The following is a 22,343-nucleotide window of genomic DNA, read 5'->3' on the forward strand; positions in this document are numbered from 1 at the left end:
AAAAACAAATATTTAAGATGCATGTTATGAAATGTAACAAAAAATACTAAAAAATCTAAAAATTTTATGAAAAATTATATAGGGCTGATTCGTACCGCACACATCTTAAAACCGGGCATTTTACAGTCCGGATCCAAGGCTTCACCAATTAAGTCGTTGACGTTTTGCGTGTCAGACCAATGGATGGGGACAAACAATGTGTCTTTTCGCACTTTCTCCGACCATCTGCTCCGGACCGTAATGCTGCCCCGGGGGGATTCTATTTTCACGAGAACACGGTCTTCGATATGATAGTCGGCCGCCGTTTTTGGGTGGATTTCCACAAAGGATTCGAAATGTCTTGCAGCCAAGGCAGAGCTTTTTCTCGTTTGGACACCCGTTAAGTAATGAGACATCACCCTTCCTGTGATTAAATAAAGCGGATAGCCGGCGCTCGGTTTCTCTTTCGGGACGGCCGGTTCATTTGGAATCACGCTTAATTCAGCTCTGTGATCGGGATGGGCAAATGAGTGCTCAAACAATCGCCCGGTTCCGGGGTGATCCGCTTCAGGACATGGCCACTGAATGCCGCCTTCCCGCCTGAGCCTGTCATAGGTGATGCCAGAGTAATCAGCAATTCCGCCGCGGCTCGCTTCTCTCAGTTCGTTAAAGATTTCTTCCGCCGACGTATAGGGAAAATAATGCCCTTTACCAAGAGCCGAGGCAATGTCACAGATGATCTGCCAATCATGTTTCGCTTCTCCGGGACAGGTGCGGCTCGCTTCTCTTAATGTCACGCGGCCTTCTACATTTGTCATCGTGCCTTCGTCTTCCAAATAAGAGGAGGCGGGTAAAATCACATCCGCGAATGCCGCGGTCTCAGAAATAAATAAGTCAACTGCGACAAAAAATCTCAGTTTCTTGATTGCCTGCTTGACGAAATTCGCATTTGGGCCGGAAACAGCCGGATTGGAACACATGAGAAACAGTCCTTTGATGTCGCCGCTATCTATTTTTTCTATCATTTCATAGGCTGAGACCCCTTTTCGCGGCAGCTCATCCTGATGAATCCCCCACACCTTCGCAATGTGCGCCCGGTGTTCTTCAATTTCGATAGAACGGTAGCCCGGAAGCTGATCCGCTTTTTGGCCGTGTTCTCTCGCGCCTTGTCCGTTGCCTTGACCGGTAATCGCCCCGTAACCTGAGAAGGGCTTGCCGATTTTTCCGGTGATCAGCACCATATTTAAGAAAGCTTTCACTGCCGCGGTACCGTCAGTCTGCTGTTCGATCCCCCGCGCTGTAAACAGCATGCCGGATGTTTCCTTGGCAAACTTCACGGCGGCCTTTCGTATATGCTCCAAAGGAACACTTGTCTGCTCGGAGATCTCTTTCAGATCCAAAGCGTCGGTATGCCGTTTGAGCTTATCGAATCCGTTTGTGCGTGTGCGGATAAAGTCTTTGTCTGTAAGCTGTTCGTCAATGCAGATTTTGACGAGTCCGTTTGCCAAGGCGGCGTCTGTACCGGGCTTGATTTTCAGGTGAAGATCGGCTATTTTGGTCGTCGCCGTTTCCCGGGGATCAATGGCGATAATGTAAGCCCCGTTTTCTTTCGCTTTATCAAAATACGGCATGATCGTCGGCTGGCATTCGGCGATATTGGTGCCTGCCAGGATGATGACACGTGTATGCGGGATGTCCGATAATGGATTCGTCAGGCCCCTGTCCGCGCCGAATGTCTGGCCGGCCGCCGTTGCTGCGGCAGACATACAGAGCCGCCCGTTGTAATCGATGTATTTTGTCTGTAAGCCGACCCGTGCGAACTTTCCAAGCAGATAGGCTTCTTCATTTGTAATTGAGGCGCTCCCATAGACGGCCATCGCATCATTGCCGTGTTCGGTTTGGATCAGATTGATTTGTTCCTTAATGCGATTCAGTGCTTCAGCCCAAGAGACAGGCACAAATTCACCGTTTTTTTTAAGCAGGGGGCGTGTAATGCGGGAAGAGTGTACGGCATGCTGATGGGCATTCATGCCTTTTGTACATAAACGGCCATGTGTCGTCGGATTATCAATGCCGATTGCAGTGTATTTCTTCCGTGCCGCGAAGGTTTGTTCCGTAAGCTGCATTTTGCATTGCATGCTGCAGAACGGGCATTGCGTCTCATATGTTTTTTCCGATTGGACATCTTGCAGTTTGTCACGGAAATAACGGAGCATCGGTTCAGTCAAAAAGCTTCATCCTTTCGTATGGCGTTTTCCCGGCAGACAGGTTTTGCAGCAGGGATATGTCTGAACGGAGATTTTTCAGAAGCTGTGTCCGCATATCTTCTTCAAACAGCATTTCTCTGATATGGACGAGGCCGAGTCTGTCAGCCCATTGATAAATCGCTTCGTTGTAGTGAGCCGTTTCGCGATAATATTGAATAAGGCCTTTCATCATAGCGGCGGTACTGTCTTCGTTATCCGTCACACAAAAAAGGCTGCCGGCGCGGGCTTGTTTTCCGCGGAAGCCCCCGATATAAATCTCCCAGCAAGTTTGTGTCTGAAGCGCGCCGATATCTTGAATGTAAGCATCGGTGCAATTGTTTTCACATGACAAGCTGACGGATACATAAGCGGGTACGGCAAGTGTGTCGGTATCTCGTTCAATCCTGCTTGCCAGCTCTTGAAAGGAGCGATGCTGTCCGCACGTACATGCTCTGATTTGAATCGTCCAGCGGTGCCGGGGGGAGAAAACCGGCATGTTCAGTGCTTTTCTGATGCTTGCAAGGTCATTTGGCCTGATTCCGGAAAGCCTCAGCCGGTGACTGTCAGTCATCGAAACCTCGGGGATGCCGTATGCTTCGATGACGTCTGCGATGTTTTTGAGCTCTGCCGCACTTGTCAGTCCGCCGTACATTTGCGGAATCAGGGTGCATGTCTCTTCTGCCGATATTTCATTGAACTGCATAAAATCAGGCCGCGTCCTTTCCAAGTAATAGTGAAGCGCCGGAATACAAATGCGGCAGCCGTTTTCTGTTTTCCAGCCGATCACTTCCATCACCTCGGCGGCATCAGTGAACGGACGGCGCCGAAGTTCGGCGATGACTTCTTCTTCTGTCAAATCGGTGCAGCCGCAAAACGAAGGCTGGCGGGAGGGTTTTGTGTAATCATCGCTTGCCATATACTTCAGCAAGTCTTCAACGAGCGGCCTGCATCCTCCGCAAGATCCGGACGCTTTTGTCATGTGCTTCACTTCCTCCGCGGTTTTTAAGCCATATTTGTTCACCGCTTCTTCAATGGAGCCCTTGGTCACTGAGCTGCATTGGCAAATGGTTTCATGGGGAGGCATGGATTTAAAGGATATACCGCCCTGATCCGGTTCCATGAGCTGTTTTTTCACGATGGAAATATCTCTTTGCTTCACAAGACTGTCGAGAAGCCGCTGTTTACCGCGCGTGTCCCCGAATAAAATAAAGCCGGCCGGTTTATCGTCCTCAAAGAGCGCTTTTTTGTAGATGCCTGCATGCTCATCATGGAACAATATGCCGGCTGTGTGCTCATCCTCGTGCACCTTTCCTGCCGACCATACATCAATACCGGCTATTTTTAAGGCCGCAGATTGTGCAAAGCCTTGAAACCCTTCGCACGGAACACCGCATAGATGCTGTGCGAGCACTTTTCCCTGTTCATAAAGCGGTGCCGCCAATCCGTATACAATCCCGTCATGCTCCGCGCATTCACCGACGGCATACACATTCGGTTTGTTCGTCTGCATGAATTGATTGACGATGATTCCTCGGTTCACTGAAAGTCCGGCAGATGCAGCCAATCGGATATTGGGCCTCACACCGGCGGCCATGACAATCAGGTCTGCTTCTATGGAAGAACCGTCTTTGAAACGGATGCCTTCCGCCCGTGAGTTTCCTGTAATGGATGCCGTGTCTTTCTCTAAAAGAAAGACTAAGCCTTTTCGTTCCAGCTCTTTCTGCAGCAGGCGGGATGCCGTTGGATCAAGCTGTTTTTGCATAATGGCGGAAGAGTGGTGAATGACGCTGACGTCCATGCCGAGCTGCCGTAAGCCGACGGCCGCTTCAAGACCTAATAAACCGGCGCCGATGACCGCCGCCTTTTGATACCAACCGGCCGCATTGATAAGAGATTGGCAGTCTTCTATTGTCCGAAAGCCGTACACACCTTCTTTATCTGCTCCGGGTATGGGGAGAATATAAGGAGAGGAGCCCGTTGCAAGGATGATTTGATCGTAAGTCATGCTGCGCTTCCGATCCGTTGTGACAACCTGCCGTTCTGTATCAATGTGTACAACCGTTTCTCCCGTGTAAAGCGTAATTCCGTTTTTTTCGTACCATTCGCGGCTATTCAGCGTAATGTCATCAAGCGAAACCTCACCTTGTAAAACGGAGGATAAGAGAATGCGATTGTAATTGGGATGAGGTTCGCTTCCGAAAATGACAATCTCAAACATGTCACGGTTCATCTTTAAAATGTGTTCAATACAGCGAATTCCTGCCATTCCGTTCCCTGCTGCAATTAATCGTTGTTTCTTCATTCGCCAAACCTCCTTTGCAGCTGCCTGTAAGATTGCTTCTCTATGAGAAATTATGGCACATTGCCTGATTAACGCATTAAATGTGTCGCATTATCTTACACATGTCTTTTCCGGTGAATGCCGGTCATATATTCTTGATTCAGCAATTTGAAATGATAGAAGACCGGAAAGGAGAATGTTATGAAGCTGTCGGAATTAAAAACAAGCGGTCATCCGCTCACTCTGCTCTGTTCCTTCTTATATTTTGATGTGAGTTTTATGATTTGGGTAATGCTGGGGGCGCTCGGCGTTTATATTTCTCAGGATTTCGGGTTATCTTCTTTTGAAAAAGGGTTTGTCGTGGCTCTGCCGATCTTATCAGGATCTGTGTTTCGGATCATTTTAGGTGTGTTAACGGACAGGATCGGGCCGAAGAAAACAGCCGTGATCGGGATGCTGATCACGATGATCCCGCTGCTTTGGGGGGCATTCGGCGGCCGTTCTTTGACTGAGCTGTATGCGATCGGCATTCTGCTGGGCGTAGCGGGCGCAAGTTTTGCTGTTGCGCTTCCGATGGCGAGCCGGTGGTATCCGCCTCACTTGCAGGGGCTTGCGATGGGGATAGCAGGTGCCGGCAACAGCGGCACTTTGTTTGCGACATTGTTCGGCCCCCGCCTTGCGGAACAGTTTGGGTGGCACAGTGTAATGGGAATTGCGCTTCTTCCGTTGATGATCGTTTTTATACTGTTTATCGTCATGGCGAAGGACTCTCCTGCACAGCCCGCACCGCAGCCGCTTAAAAACTACCTTCACGTGTTCAGGCAGAAGGAAACATGGTGTTTCTGTCTTCTGTACGGCGTCACTTTCGGAGGTTTTGTGGGATTATCAAGTTTTTTGGCGATTTTTTTCGTTGATCAATATCAATTGTCAAAAATCCATGCCGGTGATTTCGTCACAATATGTGTCGCAGCGGGCAGTTTTTTTCGCCCTGCAGGAGGCTGGATTTCAGATCGGGCGGGAGGTGCGAAAGTTCTGGCTGTACTGTTTGTCATCGCGGCTCTGTGTATGGCGGGAGTCAGCAGCCTGCCTCCGCTTTCAACGGTGATCGTTCTGCTGTTTATCGGAATGATGGCGCTCGGTATGGGCAACGGAGCGGTATTTCAGCTTGTCCCTCAGCACTTTGCAAAAGAAATCGGAATGGTGACGGGAATCGTCGGAGCAGCCGGCGGCATAGGGGGTTTTTTCCTTCCGAATATTTTAGGATCATTGAAGCAGATGACAGGAACGTATGCGATCGGTTTTATCTCTTTCTCATGTATCGCATTGCTCGCATTTGTGCTTGTTCTGGCCGCAGGCTATTTTTGGAGAAAAAGCTATGGCACTGAAAACAGTCCTGCGGATGTTTAAGTTTGGGCGGAAGACACGTATGACAGCGTGTCTTTTTTATGATTGATTATTTTTCACTTGATTTTAAACGGAGAATATATCAGAATAAATAGTAACGATTACGATTTATAATAATGTATATCATGATGAAAAAAGGGCAGGTGCGGAATGTAAATCGTAATCATTCTATTTTGTCAGGAGGCTATTTTATGAAAAAAATTCCGGTTACAGTATTGAGCGGCTATCTTGGTGCCGGAAAGACGACCGTTTTGAATCATATTTTACAAAACCGCAGCGGTTTAAAAATTGCCGTCATCGTCAATGACATGAGCGAAGTAAATATAGACGCGGGCTTGGTGAAGCAGGGAGGCGGCTTGTCAAGGACGGATGAGAAACTCGTGGAATTATCCAACGGCTGTATCTGCTGCACGCTGCGTGAAGATTTATTAGTCGAAGTTGAGAAACTCGCGAAAGACGGCAGATTTGATTATATTGTGATTGAATCAACAGGGATCAGCGAACCGATTCCCGTTGCCCAGACATTTTCTTATATAGATGAAGAAATGGGCATTGATCTGACAACATTCTGCAGGCTGGACACAATGGTGACCGTGGTGGATGCAAACCGCTTCTGGCATGATTTCCAGTCCGGTGACAGCCTTCTTGACCGGAAGGAAGCGGCGGGAGAAGAGGATGAACGGGTGATTGCCGATTTATTAATTGACCAAATCGAGTTTTGTGATGTGCTCATTTTAAATAAATGCGACATGGTGGGCGAAAAAGAGCTTGAACAGCTGGAAACGGTCCTTCGCGCATTACAGCCCCGCGCCAGACTGATCCGGTCCGTCCGCGGAGAAGTGCCCGCCGAATCCATATTGAATACCGGTTTATTTGAGTTTGAGGAAGCGAGTTCATCAGCAGGATGGATAAAGGAGCTGACGGCAGGTCATGAAGCGCACACTCCCGAAACGGAAGAGTACGGTATCACTTCGTTTGTGTACTCGCGGCGTTTGCCGTTTCATGCCGTTCGTTTTGACAGCTGGCTGCATCAATCAATGCCTGACAACATTGTGCGCGCAAAAGGAATTGCTTGGTGCGCAACCCGCAACAGCCTTGCGCTGCTGATGTCTCAGGCGGGTCCGGCGGTTTCGATTGAGCCTGTTTCTTATTGGGTGGCGGCAATGCCGAAACTTGAGCAGGAGCAGATCAAACAGCAGGAACCGGAGATTCTGGAAGATTGGGACGACCAATTCGGAGATCGTCATACGAACTTGGTGTTTATCGGAACAGATTTAGATGAAGCCGCCATTACAAAGGAATTGGATCAGTGCCTGCTCACGCCGTCTGAGTTCGATTCTGATTGGTCGCAGCTTGAAGATCCTTTTCAATGGGATATTCAGCGGGCCGAATAACATACCGGCCAAGTTTAGAAGCAGGTGAAAAGGGAAGGAGTGATGAAAAAGGAGCTGACCAAGTGTGAAAGCATTGACATACCAAGGAAAAGAACATATGGAAGTGAAAGAAGTCCCGGCACCCGCCATTCAAGATGAGAGAGATGTCATCGTTCGAATCACCGCAACCGGGATATGCGGTTCAGACCTTCATTTATATAAAAACGGAATACCCGCCGATCCGGGTTATATTGTCGGGCATGAGCCGATGGGAATCGTGGAAGAAACGGGCAGTCAAGTCAAAAAGCTGAAAAAAGGCGACCGGGTCGTGATTCCTTTTAACATCGGCTGCGGAGAATGTCATTACTGCAAGCACCAGATGGAAAGCCAGTGTGATGAATCTAATCCAAATCCTCATACAGATGCCGGCGGCTTATTCGGTTTTTCGGAGTTTAACGGTAATTATCCCGGCGGGCAGGCTGAATATTTACGTGTTCCTTATGCTGATTTCTCTTCTTTTCTGGTTCCGGCAGACAGTGAGCTTGAAGATGAGCAGGTGCTGCTTCTGTCAGATGTCATGCCGACCGCCTTTTGGAGCGTCCAGCACAGCGGAGTGAAAAAAGGAGATACAGTCGTGATTCTGGGATCAGGTCCGATCGGCTTAATGGCGCAAAAATTCGCGTGGAAAAAAGGAGCTAAACGGGTTATCGCAGTTGATCAAGTCCCGCACCGCCTTGAACATGCGAGACGCATAAACGGAGCAGAGACCTTCAATTTTTCAGAACATGATGAGATCGGGAAACTGCTGCATGAACAAACGTCAGGGGGCGCGGATGTAGTGATTGATTGTGTCGGAATGGACGGCACGCCGCTTTCAAAAGAAAAAGCAGAGCAAAAACCGAATCAGTTCGGAACGATCAGTCCGATTCTTACAGCATCAGAAGCCGTTAAGAAGTTCGGAACCGTGCAGCTCACGGGCGCATACATTTCTGAAGCGGACGGCTTTCCGCTCGGTGATTTTTTCACACGCAACGTTTCTTTAAAAATGGGCCAGGCACCCGTTATTCATCTGATGCCGATGCTGTATCAAATGATCGAACAAAATGAAATTGATCCGACGGATATCATTACACACAAAATGAGTCTTGCGGAAGCTCCTGCTGCATATGATATATTTGACAAAAAAGAAGATGGCAACATTAAAGTGATTTTAAAGCCATAGCGAGGAGAAACACGATGAATATTTACAGACCGGCGGGATTTTGGATCAGATTGGGAGCCGTGGTACTCGACTATTTAATTACTTCAGTGCCTTTGGCGATTATTTTTATGCTGGCAACAGGAAAAGATCCGAATGAGAGCACAATGATCAGCATCATTTTGACTCTTTATGCTATTTTGCTCCCTGTATACTGGAACGGTTATGTTATCGGCAAAAAGATCTGCGGTATCCGCATCGTCAAAAAAGACGGCACTCAGGTAGGCTTTCTCACTATGATTTTGAGAGTGCTTGTGGGCGGCCTGATATATGGCGTGACGTTTGGAATCGGTGTGATCGTGAGCGCATTCATGGTCGGAATGAGAGAAGACAGACGGTCAATCCACGATTTTGTAGCGGGAACGTATGTCACATACGCGCTGCCGGACGAATCGATTGAAAAGAGCGAATAATTTCGCTCTTTTTTTGCATAAAAAATGGATGAGGGAGCAACATATAACAAACGTTAAAGGAGGAAAGAGTCATGAAAAAAGCTGCATTGTTTTTAGCTGCGTTTTTCATTACAGCAATGGTTTTCACAATGCCGGCACACGCCGCCGGAACAAAAATGCCTTCAACCATGTCACTCACGGAACAGCAGAAAAAAGAAATTGAATCACTTGAAAAAGAAGTGCTCGAAAAACGAAAACATGTCATATCCAAATATGTTGAGTACGGAGTCCTGCCGAAAGAAAAAGCAGAACATATTAAACAGCATATGGACAGGCGCTTTAACATGATGAAACGAAATGGGTTTGTCCCGAAGCCTCCGCCTCATAAATTGGAAAAACGGCATCATCATTCTTAAGCATCCGGCAAGCCGGATGCTTTTTTTGTTTTTATCGGGATTGCTCTGAAACGCGTTTCATAACGTATGATATCAATATCATACGCATCAGGAGGATGAAACACATGTTACATAAAAAACAGGGCCTGTTCCCTGATACATTTCTATGGGGGTCAGCCTCGGCTGCCTATCAGGTTGAAGGAGCCTGGAATAAAGACGGTAAAGGACCTTCAGTATGGGACTTATTCACGAAAATACCGGGTAAAACGTTTAAAGGCTCAAATGGCGATACAGCAGTCGGCCATTATGAGCGTTATAAAGAAGATATCGCCTTGATGGCAGAAATGGGTTTGAAAGCTTACCGCTTTTCTGTCAGCTGGCCGAGAATTTTTCCGAATGGCAGAGGGGAAATCAACGAATCAGGGATCGCATTTTACGAAGACCTGATCGATGAATTGATTTCTAACGATATTGAGCCGGTGCTGACTCTTTATCATTGGGACTTGCCTCAGGCGCTGATGGATGAATACGGCGGCTTTGAATCAAGAAAAATTATTGATGATTTTAATGATTACTGCATTGCGTTATACAAAAGATTTGCCGGCAAGGTGAAATACTGGGTCACGTTAAACGAGCAGAATTATAATTTTCATAACGGGTTTATTACAGCTGCACATCCGCCCGGCGTAAAGGACAGAAAACGATTTTATGAAGCGAATCATATCGCATTTTTAGCTAATGCCAAAGCGATTGAATCCTTCAGACAATATGTTCCTGACGGTTTGATCGGCCCGAGCTTCGCTTATTCACCGGCTTATCCGCTTACAAGTCATCCTGAAGACATAACTGCATTTGAAAACGCAGAGGAATTTATGAACCATTGGTGGCTTGATATGTATTGCCGGGGGACTTATCCGCAAATTCCTTTCAATTATTTAAAGGAAAAGGGCTGGGCGCCCGCCATTGAAGCCGGGGATATGGAATTGCTTGCAAAAGGCAAGCCGGATTTTATCGGTGTTAATTATTATCAGACGATTACGTACGAAAGAAATCCTCTTGACGGTGTATCGGAGGGGAAAATGAACACGACTGGTCAGAAAGGGACAAACCAGGATACCGGTATACCGGGGCTGTTTAAAACGAAAAAGAATCCTAACCTCGTGACAAGTAATTGGGATTGGACGATTGACCCGATAGGTCTGCGCATCGGCCTCCGGCGTATAACGAGCCGCTATGAGCTGCCGGTTTTTATAACAGAAAACGGGCTGGGGGAATTCGATAAAATAGAAGAAGACGGCTCAATTCAGGATGACTACAGAATTGACTATTTACGCTCCCATCTTGAACAGTGCAGAGAGGCCATTAGTGACGGAGTTCATCTCATCGGCTACTGCAGCTGGTCATTCACGGATCTGTTAAGCTGGCTGAATGGCTATCAAAAACGCTACGGTTTTGTGTATATCAATCGAGATGAAGAAGATGAAAAGGATTTAAAACGGATCAGGAAAAAAAGTTTTTATTGGTACCAGAATGTAATTGAAACAAACGGTAAAAGTTTATAAAAGTTCCCTGAGAGAAATATGATTCTCTCAGGGCTTTCTTTTACATTGCGGCTGCATCAATAATATACGTATCCGCATGAAGATCGGATATTTCGGCAGGCACTGAATAACAGGTAAGGCTGTATCGGCCTTTCGGAATATTAAAAGAAAGCCGCTTTGACATCACGCTTTCAATCTCAATTCCATCTTTTACAGCCTCAAAGGGAACAGTCGCTTTTTTCTCATAGGATGGTACCGGTTCACTTGTGTTAAGCCTGAGGACGATAAATGCCCTCGTATTTCTCCTTGCCTCAAATGAAACAGCTCCGTCAGCTTCCGCATATCCTTTTTCAATGGCTTCATCGGTCCAATCGATAACAGGCGGTTCTGAATCTTTTTGGAAGATTGTAAATTGATGATAAGAAATGGCCAGTTCTTGCGGTTTCCATGATTTATTCAATGCGCTGTTCCTCCTGTTTTTTACTTGATTTTAAATAATACTCTCGTTCCGTCGGGATCATTGGTAAGCTGGTGTCCGACCCAAGAGCCGGCTCCGCGGTTGTCTGCCGGAGAAATATATTCTACGGAGGCATTATTTCCGCCCTGTTTACAAACCGCCATCGGCCATTCATCTCTATCGTATCCCGTTTTGACGGGCACATGTTTAAGAGATTGCTCACGCCGCTTATGTACTCCGTCTCTGTCAATGGTGCATATGCTGGAATGTCCTTCTTTTATCGCGTCCTTAATATGCTTTGCTGTTTCCGGATATCGATCGGACGGAAATAAGATTACTTTGTCGTAATCACTCTTCTGAACGGTCTGCTCGTTATCTGAGAAAAGATCACCCTTGATCAGGGCCGCGACTGCTCCGGCAATGATGATAAGAATAAGCAGCAGTGCTTTTAATGTTTTCAAGAGTATCAATCACCTCCAGTTTTAATTGCTGTAAAGCTGGTCCAAGAATAAAGCAGAATCGGCCGGCTGTAAAGCTGTTAAAATATATTTCTCAGCCGAAATTCAGCTGAATATCTGTAAAACCATCCGCACAAATCAACTTTATTCATTAAAAATTCGATCAGAAAGTGTTTTTTGCCGTTTCCCTATTCAGAAATGAATAGTTGCGGGTGTATCGTCAATTGACTTATTATAGCGATAAGCTCACCGCAGGATATCTTTGTCTGCGAGTGTCCGACCCGAAAAACTTGGCCGTCTTGTCACCGTGCGCAACAGGACGATAAAAAGACGGCCATCTGATAAGAAGGCCGTCAGCAAATCATTCCAGATTCGCATGCTTTGTAAACATGTCTGCTGAATTCAATTCTTTTTTCTCCATGATTTTTAGAATAACCGCATCGTAAAACAGCAGAAGAGTTTGTTCGAATAAAGAACCCATCGGCTGAATCGTCTTTCTGTCTCCGCCGGTCTCTTCCTTAGGAGAGCCGGGAATCGTTATTGTAAGATCCGCAAGTTTGCCGAGACTTGAGTCGGGGTTAATCGTTAATGCAGTGATGATGCCGTTAAGGCTTTTGGCTTTTTCAGCCGTATGAAGCAGACTTTTTGTTTCGCCTGAGCCTGAGCCGATGATGACGAGACCGCCTTCTTGGAGGGGAGGGGTAAGCGTCTCACCGACGATGTAAGCGTTCAGACCGATGTGCATCATCCTCATGGCGAACGCTTTAGCCATAAAGCCGGAACGTCCCGCTCCGGACGTGAAGATTTGATCTGCCGATAAAATCTGATCCGCAAGCTTGTCAGCTTCACTGTCGGATATTAATGCTGCGGTGCGGGATATTTCATTTAGTATTTCATGTAAGTATTCAGTCGTTTTCATGATCCTTGTGTGATCAGCTGTTTCATTTTAGCAGCAGCATCCGCTTTATTGTCAGCTCCCGTAATGCCTCCGCCGACAATGATTAAATCTGGGTTTTGTTTGATGGCTTCAGGAAGCGTATCAAGTTTAATGCCTCCGGCAATTGCGGTTTTAGCGCTCTTGACCGCTTTTTTAATCGCCGTCAGTTCCTCGAATGAATTTTTTCCTTCTGCTTGAAGATCATAACCTGTGTGAACACAAATATAATCAACACCGAGCTGGTCAATTTCTTTTGCCCGTGTTTCAAGGTTTTTTACGTTAATCATGTCGACGAGAATTTTTTTCTGCTGTTTTTTTGCTTCGGCAACCGCCCCTTTGATTGTTGAGTCGTCTGTCGCTCCTAAAACGGTGATGATGTCGGCTCCCGCTTCTGCCGCTTTCATAATCTCGTAACCGCCTGCATCCATGATTTTAAGATCGGCAAGCACTTTCAAGTGAGGAAAGGCTGATTTCATTTCCTGCACGGCTTTCAGTCCTTCATTAATGACAACGGGAGTGCCGATTTCTACAACATCTATATATTGTTCGACCTCTTTCACAAGTTCAATTGCTTCCGGGATATTCACTAAGTCTAATGCCAGCTGTAATTCCACTTTATATCCACTCCTCTTTTTTATGTATTTCCATTCTATAGAGTGCCCCGCATGTTGAGAAGTACGCACTTTGAAGTCTAATAGTTACTTTTAGGATACTGTCCCCGCAGGCAATGCGCTTTGTTTCAGCAAAACTGCGTGGTAGTATAAACTGATGAAAGTTGTGTAAAAAAGTAAGCGTGTATGAATAGATGATCAACGTACAAAAAGTAAGAGGAAGGAGAATGGCCCGTGAGCCGAATGGATGAGAAAACGTTTAATTGCGAAAAGGAATTGACGCTTGCCGTGATAGGCGGGAAGTGGAAAATGCTGATTATGTGGCACTTGGGAAAAGAAGGGACGAAGCGGTTTAATGAGCTGAAAGCTTTAATTCCGGATATTACGCATAAAATTCTTGTGAATCAGCTCAGGGAGCTGGAGCAGGATCTGATCGTTCACAGGGAAGTTTACCCTGTCGTCCCTCCGAAAGTGGAGTATTCTTTAACGGCGCAAGGAGAAAGCCTTATGCCGATTTTGGACGCCATGTATAAGTGGGGAAAAGATTATATGGAATTAATCAACATTGATAAAACTGCAATAAAGGAATCTTTTTGAAGTGCTCTATGTAAAATAGAGTGCTTTTTTTGCGGTTTAATGAAATCATATTGCGAACGTTCGGACCGTCTGTTTCGGTTCTTGCGCTGTTTTTTCCGGGTCAGCTTACGTACGTAAATTTTTCTCATTCTGCCATAACTGGATATTTGACAGATTTTCATTATAGTTTAAAGATTTTTAATTTTACGTAAATAATATTTTTGAAAATAAATTGCGGGATGCCGCAAAATACCCTCTGGATTTGTCGGATTTTTTTTCGGTGTGCCGCATGAAACTTTTCACCCATTTTTCGGTGATAAAAACAATATTTTCATATAAAGTGAACGTAAGTAGATATATAGAAATACATGCAGAAATAGGTAAACCTTTCGTGCTTACAATCAATGGCTTTTTGTCTTGATTTCTCATAAATTTGATGCCGCATTTCGGACTGCGCGGGTGAACGGATGACGGATTTCGGCGGTGATTGAATCGGGATCGTTTTTGGAGGTAAGTGGTTCTTTTGGCTTGAGAATGAGTTAGGGACATAGAGGGAGGCTGTTTCTAAGGGAGAATTGACAACTTTATCTTAAAAAGGGGAGGCGCACACATATGGAAATAACTTTTTATCCTTTAACAAATGCTCAAAAACGTATCTGGTATACAGAAAAATTCTATCCGAACACAAGTATTTCAAATCTTGCCGGGTTCGGGAAACTCATTTCTGAAGACGGCGTACAGGCTCATTACGTTGAGAAAGCGATACAGGAATTCGTCCGGCGGTATGAGTCGATGAGAATCCGTCTGCGGCTTGATGATGAGGGGGAGCCCGTTCAATATGTGAGCGAATACCGTCCGCTCTCTATCGGGCACACAGATATCAGGCAAGCCGGCTGCTCTGCGGACGAGCTGTCAAAATGGGGGCGTGAAGAAGCTGGCAAGCCTCTGGCGTTATATGATCAGGATTTATTCCGTTTTTCCGTGCACACGATCAGTGAAAATGAGGTCTGGTTTTACGCTAATGTGCATCACATTATTTCAGACGGGATTTCCATGACGATTCTGGGCAATGCGATTACTGATATTTATTTGGAGCTTTCAGGCGGGACAAGTGAGGAACAGACGGAGATTCCTTCTTTTATCGAGCACGTGCTGACAGAGCAGGAATATGTGCAATCGAAGCGGTTTAAAAAGGATCGGGATTTTTGGAACGGGCAGTTTGAGACCGTGCCGGAGCTTGTGTCCCTGAAACGGAGCCAGGCAGATGCGGGTCTTGATGCGAAACGGTTTTCTCAAGAAATTCCTCACGACTTATATGGCCGCATTCATTCATTCTGCGAGGAGCATAAAGTCAGCGTACTGTCTCTGTTCCAGTCAGCTCTGATCACTTATCTCTACAAAGTGACCGGCCGGGATGACGTTGTCACGGGTACGTTTATGGGAAACCGGACGAATGCGAAAGAAAAGCAGATGCTCGGGATGTTCGTATCTACGGTGCCTGTGCGGACAAGCGTTGACGGAGGACAGTCGTTCTTGGAATTCGTTAAAGGCCGGATGAAGGATCTGATGAAAATTCTCCGCCACCAAAAGTATCCGTATAACCTGCTTGTCAATGATTTGCGCGCTTCGAAAAGTTCACTGAGCAGATTGTTTACGGTGGCTCTGGAGTACCAGGTGATGCAGTGGCAGAAAAAAGAGAATCTGTCCTTCCTGACAGACCCTATTTTCAGCGGAAGCGGTACAAATGATATTTCAATTCATGTGAAGGAACGATGGGACACCGGGAAATTGACAATTGATTTTGACTATCGCAGCGACATTTTCAAGGGGGAAGAGATTGAATCTGTTTCTGAACGTTTGATCACGCTGATTGAAGATGCGATTTCATCTCCTGATCGCATAATTGATGAACTTACTCTTCTTTCTGAATCCGAGAAAGAGCGGCTGTTGAAACGGGCCTCCGGCAATCCGGTGAATTACCGCGGAGAGATGACGATACCGGGGCTGTTTGAAGAGAAAGTGAAGTCACTGTCTGACAAACCCGCGGTTGTGTATGAAGGCCGAACATTGTCCTATCGCACATTGCATGAACAGTCAGGCCGTATTGCCGGACGCCTTCTTCAAGCCGGGATATCAGCCGATTCTCCTGTCGCGGTTCTGCTTGGCCGTTCTGAGCGTGTCATTGCGGCAATATTGGGAATTTTGAAAGCGGGCGGCGCCTATGTGCCGATAGATCCTGACTTTCCGGCGGATCGGATTCAGTACATTTTGGAGGACAGCGGAGCGAAGGCTGTTCTGACGGAGGCCGGAATACAGGCGCCCGCAGCGGATGCCGAACGGATTGATTTTAACGAGGCTGTTCAGTATGAGACGGCTGCGGACGGTGTCAGCACACAATCAGACCGGCTGGCTTACATCATCTACACGTCAGGTACAACGGGGCGGCCGAAAGGCGTGATGATTGAGCACCGGCAAGTTCATCATCTGGTGCAATCACTGCAGCAGGAGATTTATCAATGCGGTGAGCAGACCTTAAGAATGGCGCTTTTGGCTCCGTTTCATTTTGATGCGTCCGTCAAACAGATTTTTGCCTCGCTTCTTTTGGGACAGACGCTTTATATCGTGCCGAAAACGACTGTAACGAATGGCTCGGCACTGCTGGACTATTATCGTCAAAACCGGATTGAAGCCACTGACGGAACGCCTGCGCATCTGCAGATGATGGTTGCGGCGGGAGATGTCAGCGGAATTGAATTGCGCCACATGCTCATTGGGGGAGAGGGCTTGTCCGCGGCTGTTGCTGAACAGCTGATGACGCTCTTTCATCAATCGGGCAGGACGCCGCGTCTGACGAATGTCTACGGGCCGACAGAAACGTGCGTAGATGCGTCCGTGCATCAGATGTCAGCGGATAACGGAATGAATCAACAGGCGGCGTACGTTCCGATCGGAAAACCGCTCGGCAACGCCCGTCTGTATATATTGGATAAGCACCAGCGGCTTCAGCCCGACGGCACGGCCGGTGAGCTGTATATCGCGGGTGACGGTGTAGGCCGCGGCTATTTAAATCTTCCGGATTTGACCGCAGAGAAGTTTTTGCAGGATCCGTTTAACGGAAACGGCCGCATGTACCGCACGGGTGATATGGCGCGCTGGCTGCCGGATGGGACGATCGAATATATCGGCCGTGAAGATGATCAGGTGAAAGTCCGCGGCTACCGCATTGAGCTGGGAGAAATTGAAACGGTGCTCAGAAAAGCTCCGGGCGCGGCGCAGGCCGTCGTGCTGGCACGGCCGGATCAGCAGGGCAGCTTAGATGTCTGCGCATATATCGTTCAGGAAAAAGGAACCGAGTTTCACCCTGCCGAGTACAGGGAGTATGTGTCCAAGCACCTTCCTGATTACATGGTGCCCGCTTACTTTACAAAAACGGACGAAATTCCGCTCACGCCGAGCGGGAAGGCGGACCGCAAAAAGCTGTTTGCGCTTGATGTGCAGGCTGTCAGCTCATCCGAATATGCCGCGCCGAGAAATGAAACGGAGGAAATGCTCACCGTCATCTGGCAGGAAGTCCTCGGAATGGACAAGGCGGGCATTTATGATCATTTCTTCGAGTCAGGCGGTCATTCATTAAAGGCAATGACGCTTCTGACGAAAATTCATAAGCAAATGGGCGTTGAAATTCCGCTGCAATACTTGTTTGAGCATCCGACGATTGCGGCGCTTGCCGATTATGCGGAAAACCGAAACGAAGGACCGGCATTCAATGCAATTGAGCCGGCTGAGAAGCAGGCGAGCTATCCGCTTTCGCTCGCTCAGCAGCGGACTTATATCGCAAGCCAATTTGAAGACGCGGGAGTCGGATATAACATGCCGGCTGCGGCCATGATTGAGGGCGCTTTAGACCGTGAAAAGCTTGAGCGTGCATTTTCTGCCTTAATCAGCAGGCATGAAGCGCTCAGAACATCGTTTCAATCAGAGGACGGCACGCCGAGACAAGTGATTGGCGAGCATGTTCCGTTTCATATTGAAATGATCGAAGCGCGCGGAAGAACGAATGAACAGGTCATGAAGGACTTTGTGCGCCGTTTTGATTTATCTGAGGCGCCGCTGTTCAGAATCGGCCTGCAAACGCTCGGTCACAATCGCCATCTGCTGCTGTTTGATATGCATCACCTGATTTCTGACGGGGTGTCTATTTCCATCATGCTGAAGGAACTGGCTGACATCTACGGCGGAAATCAGCTGCCTGAATTGCGCATTCAATATAAAGATTATGCCGTATGGCAGGCGGAACGGGCGAAAGAAGGCTACAAGAAGGAGCGGGCGTACTGGAAAGAAGTCTTCAGCGGGGAACTGCCGGTGCTTCAGCTGCTCCCTGATTATCCGCGGCCGCAGGTGCAAAGCTTTGAAGGTGACCGCGTGTCCGCCAAGCTGCCGAAAATGCTGCGGGAACGGCTGCAGAAGCTTGCCGAGAAAAACGGAGCCACCCTTTACATGGTGCTGTTATCAGCATACTATACGCTGCTTTCTAAGTATTCGGGACAGGAAGACATCATCGTGGGAACACCGTCAGCGGGAAGAAATCACTCCGATACCGAGGGGCTTATCGGGATGTTTGTCAACACGCTTGCGCTGCGAAGCTCCGTGAAGCAGGATCAGACATTTGCCGGCTTGTTAGGTCATGTGCGCAAGCAGGTGCTGGATGCGTTTTCTCATCAGGATTATCCGTTTGAGTGGCTGACCGAGGAGCTGAACGTGCCCCGGGACATGAGCAGGCATCCGATATTTGACACGATGTTCAGTCTGCAAAACGCCTCCGACGGAATTCCGGAGATCGGTAATCTGACGCTGTCTCTTCATGAAACAAACTTCAATATCGCCAAATTCGACCTGACCATGCAGGCTCGGGAAACAGCGGAAGGCATTGCGCTTGATTTGGATTATTGCACGAAGCTGTTTAAGCGCTCAACTGCGGATCGCATGCTTGCGCACTATGTCCGTCTGCTGGAAAGCGCGGCAGCTCAGCCGGATGCGAAAATCAGCGAATATGATCTGCTTTCTGAACGGGAGGCTTTGAATCAATTACAGCGGTTCAACCCGGAACGCACGGTATACCCGAAAGATCAAACGATCGTGCAGATCTTTGAAGAACAAGTCCGAAAGAACCCTGACCGGACGGCTCTACAGTTCGAAGGGGAAACCCTGTCGTATCAGCAGCTGAATGAACGCGCCAACAGGCTTGCGCGGCATATTCTTTCGGTCGGAGGCGGCGGAAAAACCGCGGCTGTTCTGTGTGAACGGTCAATGGATATGATTGTTTCCATTATGGCTGTGTTAAAAGCGGGGTCCGCCTATGTGCCGATTGATCCTGAGCATCCGGTTCAGCGGATTCAGCATTTCTTCCGCGACAGCGGGGCGAATGTGCTCCTGACTCAGCAAAGCCTCAAGCCGCTTGCGGAAAAGGCCGGTTTTCAAGGCGTCGTTGTGCTTGCTGATGATGAGGCGAGCTATGAAAAGGACTCTCGCAATCCAGCATTGCCGTTTGATTCCAAAACGATTGCCAATCTCACTTATACATCAGGCACGACGGGAACGCCGAAAGGAAACATCGTCACACATGCCAACATTTTGCGGACGGTAAAAAACACGAACTATTTGACTGTTTCTGAAGAGGACACAGTGCTCGGTCTGTCAAACTACGTTTTTGACGCTTTTATGTTTGATATGTTCGGTTCGCTGTTAAACGGTGCAAAGCTTGTGATCGTCCCGAAAGATACGGTGCTGGATATGTCACGCCTGTCCCGTGTGATCAAACGGGAGAACGTCAGCATTCTGATGATTACGACGGCCCTGTTCCACCTGCTTGTTGATATGGAGCCGTCCTGTCTGACGATGCTTCGGAAAATCATGTTCGGGGGCGAAAGAGCGTCTGTAGAACATGTCAAAAAGGCGCTTGCGGCAGTCGGAAAAGGAAGACTGCTTCATATGTACGGCCCGTCGGAAAGCACGGTGTTTGCGACATACCATCCGGTGGATGTCATTGAAGAGGATACGCTCTCCGTTCCGATCGGGAAACCGGTCAGCAATACGGAAGTCTTCATCATGAACTCAGCCGGACGCATTCAGCCGGCGGGTATCGCGGGAGAGCTGTGCGTCAGCGGTGAAGGTCTCGTAGAAGGCTACTACAACCGTCCTGAACTGACGGAAGAAAAATTTGTAAAGCATCCGTTTAAGGAAGGTGAACGGATGTATAAAACGGGCGACTTGGCCAGATGGCTTCCGAATGGCGATATCGAGTTTATCGGACGTATCGACCATCAGGTGAAAATCCGCGGTCAGCGGATTGAGCTTGGCGAAATTGAGCATCAGCTCCAAAGTCATGACCAGATTCAGGAATGTATTGTGCTCGCTGTGGATCAGGGTGCGGGTGACAAACTTCTTTGCGCGTATGTTGTCGGCCTCAGGGAAATCTCTTCCCGGGAGCTGAGGGAGCATACGGCGAAGGATCTTCCGGCTTATATGATTCCGTCCGTCTTTATTCAATTGGATGAACTGCCTCTTACAGGGAACGGAAAAATCGACAGGCGGGCGCTGCCGATGCCGGATGTGACCGCAGCGAATGCCGTGTCATATACGGCGCCGCGCAATGAAACAGAACAAAAACTGGCGGATAGTTGGGCTGAGGTGCTGCAAATGGAACGTGTCGGCGTCCATGATCAGTTCTTTGAGATCGGGGGCCACTCGTTAGCGGGGATGAAACTGCTGGCCCTTATCCAGAAGACATTCGGCGTGCAGCTTACCTTAAAGGATCTGTTCACTTCTCCGACGGCCGCGGGGCTGGCGCAGCTGATTGAAGGGGCTGAGCGGAAGGCGGCTGAGAGCATCGCACCGGCGGCCGAGCGGGAAACGTATCCGGTTTCTTCACCGCAGAAGCGGATGTTCGTGCTTCAGCAGCTGGAAGGCGCTGAAACAAGCTATAACATGCCGTCTGTGCTCCGCTTAAAAGGAAAGCTTGATGCAGAAAAGCTGAAATCCGTCATGAAACAGCTGACAGAACGCCATGAAGCCTTCAGAACGACATTTGACATAAAGGATGGGGAAACGGTTCAGCGCATATGGACGGAAGCTGATATCGACATGGAATATTATGAAGCCTCTGAAGAAGATGCTGAACGGATTATTCAGAGCTTTATCCGGCCGTTCCGCCTGGATCAGCTTCCTCTCGTCAGAACGGGACTGGTCAAGCTGGCTGAACATGACCACCTGCTGCTGTTTGACATGCACCATATCATTTCGGACGGCGCTTCAGTCGGCGTGCTGATAGATGAACTGTCCCGCTTGTATGGCGGCGAAACGCTTGAGCCGCTGCGGATTCATTATAAAGACTATGCGGTATGGCAGCAGAAATTTATTCAATCAGAGCAGTACCGCAAGCAGGAGGAGCATTGGCTTCGGGAGCTTGACGGCGAGCTTCCGGTATTGACGCTGCCGGCTGATTACAGCCGTCCGGCCGTGCAAACCTTTGAAGGAGACAAGCTGGTCTTTTCTCTGACTGAGGAACAGACGTCAGCTCTTCGCAGTCTTGCGAAACAAACGGATTCTACCATGTACATGGTGCTGCTGGCGTCATACAGCGCCTTTCTCTCAAAACTGAGCGGACAGCATGACATCATTGTGGGCTCGCCGGTTGCGGGACGGTCACATGCGGATCTCGCAAACGTCATCGGTGTTTTTGTGAATACACTCGCGCTTCGTACGTATCCGGAAGCGGACAAAACGTTCACGGACTATCTTAAAGAAGTAAAACAAACCGCTTTACATGCATTTGACGCGCAGGATTATCCGCTTGAAGACCTTCTGCAAAAGGTTGAGGTGCAGCGTGATACGAGCAGAAATCCGCTGTTTGATGCGGTATTCTCAATGCAAAATGCAAATGCGGAAGATCTGGTCATGGAAGGAATTGAGCTGAAGCACCATCCGTTTGACAGAAAAACAGCCAAGTTTGACCTGACAATGACGGCTGAGGACACAGACGAAGCTTTAACGTTTGTGCTTGAATATAACACCGCGCTGTTTAAACCGGAAACGGCAGAGACATGGAAGCATTACTGGCTTCAACTGTTAGAAGCCGCAGCGGAAAATCCGGCTGCGAAGCTTTCTGAGCTTTCATTGGTGAATAAAACAGAAAAACAAGCTCTCCTCAACGCATGGAAGGGAAAAACACTTTCTGTGCCGCGGGACAAAACGGTTCACCGTCTCTTTGAAGATACGGCCGCCCGCTACGCGAACCGGCCGGCCGCGGCATATAACGGCGCGAAATGGACGTACGGCGAGCTGAACGCAAGGGCGAACCGGATCGCGCGCATTCTCATGGACTGCGGCGTCACGGCTGACGAACGTGTCGGCATTTTGACGAAACCGTCCTTGGAAAT

The 22,343-nt window shown here is 48.1% G+C and carries 14 protein-coding genes; 8 read left to right on the forward strand and 6 right to left on the reverse strand.

From position 1 onward, the window contains the following. Positions 1 to 74 precede the first annotated feature (74 nt). Together nasC and nirB are read right to left on the reverse strand one after the other, a co-directional pair. Complete coding sequence (gene nasC / locus G9F50_RS15440) at positions 75 to 2,207, reverse strand: assimilatory nitrate reductase catalytic subunit NasC (protein WP_060563056.1); 2,133 nt, start codon at positions 2,205 to 2,207, stop codon at positions 75 to 77. Then, entirely contained in the window at positions 2,200 to 4,527 is a 2,328-nt protein-coding gene (nirB, locus tag G9F50_RS15445) for a nitrite reductase large subunit NirB (RefSeq protein ID WP_060563057.1), read from the reverse strand. The genes nasC and nirB overlap by 8 nt, the downstream gene beginning before the upstream one ends. A gap of 180 nt (positions 4,528 to 4,707) precedes the next feature. On the opposite strand from nirB, the gene G9F50_RS15450 reads away from it, so the two are divergent. From G9F50_RS15450 to G9F50_RS15475, 6 genes are all read left to right on the forward strand, one after another. Beyond that, positions 4,708 to 5,913: an MFS transporter gene (locus G9F50_RS15450; RefSeq protein ID WP_014416869.1), complete on the forward strand. Its 1,206-nt coding sequence runs from the start codon at positions 4,708 to 4,710 to the stop codon at positions 5,911 to 5,913. 188 nt (positions 5,914 to 6,101) lie between these two features. Then, positions 6,102 to 7,304 (forward strand): GTP-binding protein, encoded by a 1,203-nt coding sequence (locus G9F50_RS15455; protein ID WP_060563058.1) that lies wholly within the window; start codon positions 6,102 to 6,104, stop codon positions 7,302 to 7,304. Positions 7,305 to 7,368: 64 nt separating this feature from the next. After that, entirely contained in the window at positions 7,369 to 8,505 is a 1,137-nt protein-coding gene (locus tag G9F50_RS15460) for a zinc-dependent alcohol dehydrogenase (RefSeq protein WP_052827030.1), read from the forward strand. Between the two features lie 14 nt (positions 8,506 to 8,519). Then, the gene (locus tag G9F50_RS15465; protein WP_007409358.1) at positions 8,520 to 8,954 is read left to right on the forward strand and encodes an RDD family protein; all 435 of its coding nucleotides are present in this window, start codon (positions 8,520 to 8,522) and stop codon (positions 8,952 to 8,954) included. 71 nt (positions 8,955 to 9,025) lie between these two features. Continuing rightward, positions 9,026 to 9,349, forward strand: a complete 324-nt coding sequence (locus G9F50_RS15470) for a YckD family protein (RefSeq protein WP_060563059.1) — start codon at positions 9,026 to 9,028, stop codon at positions 9,347 to 9,349. A 104-nt stretch (positions 9,350 to 9,453) separates the two neighbouring features. Then, positions 9,454 to 10,890 carry a glycoside hydrolase family 1 protein gene (locus G9F50_RS15475; protein WP_060563060.1) on the forward strand — a complete coding sequence of 479 codons (1,437 nt, stop codon included), beginning with the start codon at positions 9,454 to 9,456 and terminating at the stop codon, positions 10,888 to 10,890. A gap of 40 nt (positions 10,891 to 10,930) precedes the next feature. Here the strand turns inward: G9F50_RS15475 and G9F50_RS15480 are convergent, their stop codons facing one another. From G9F50_RS15480 to hxlA, 4 genes are all read right to left on the reverse strand, one after another. Further along, positions 10,931 to 11,329: a competence protein ComJ gene (locus tag G9F50_RS15480; protein WP_060563061.1), complete on the reverse strand. Its 399-nt coding sequence runs from the start codon at positions 11,327 to 11,329 to the stop codon at positions 10,931 to 10,933. Between the two features lie 20 nt (positions 11,330 to 11,349). Beyond that, on the reverse strand, positions 11,350 to 11,787 hold the full coding sequence (locus G9F50_RS15485; RefSeq protein WP_060563062.1) for a NucA/NucB deoxyribonuclease domain-containing protein: 438 nt from the start codon (positions 11,785 to 11,787) through the stop codon (positions 11,350 to 11,352). A gap of 358 nt (positions 11,788 to 12,145) precedes the next feature. Continuing rightward, a complete protein-coding gene (hxlB, locus tag G9F50_RS15490) occupies positions 12,146 to 12,703 on the reverse strand; it encodes a 6-phospho-3-hexuloisomerase (RefSeq protein ID WP_007409354.1) in 558 nt (185 codons plus the stop codon). Beyond that, on the reverse strand, positions 12,700 to 13,335 hold the full coding sequence (gene hxlA / locus G9F50_RS15495; RefSeq protein ID WP_060563063.1) for a 3-hexulose-6-phosphate synthase: 636 nt from the start codon (positions 13,333 to 13,335) through the stop codon (positions 12,700 to 12,702). The genes hxlB and hxlA overlap by 4 nt, the downstream gene beginning before the upstream one ends. Before the next feature lie 231 nt (positions 13,336 to 13,566). On the opposite strand from hxlA, the gene hxlR reads away from it, so the two are divergent. Continuing rightward, the gene (hxlR, locus tag G9F50_RS15500; RefSeq protein WP_007409352.1) at positions 13,567 to 13,929 is read left to right on the forward strand and encodes a transcriptional activator HxlR; all 363 of its coding nucleotides are present in this window, start codon (positions 13,567 to 13,569) and stop codon (positions 13,927 to 13,929) included. A gap of 591 nt (positions 13,930 to 14,520) precedes the next feature. Further along, a partial coding sequence (gene srfAA, locus G9F50_RS15505; RefSeq protein WP_165417777.1) for a surfactin non-ribosomal peptide synthetase SrfAA occupies positions 14,521 to 22,343 on the forward strand: 7,823 nt, incomplete at its 3' end.

Source organism: Bacillus sp. EKM206B (assembly GCF_011066015.1).
Taxonomy (GTDB): Bacteria; Bacillota; Bacilli; order Bacillales; family Bacillaceae; genus Bacillus; species Bacillus velezensis.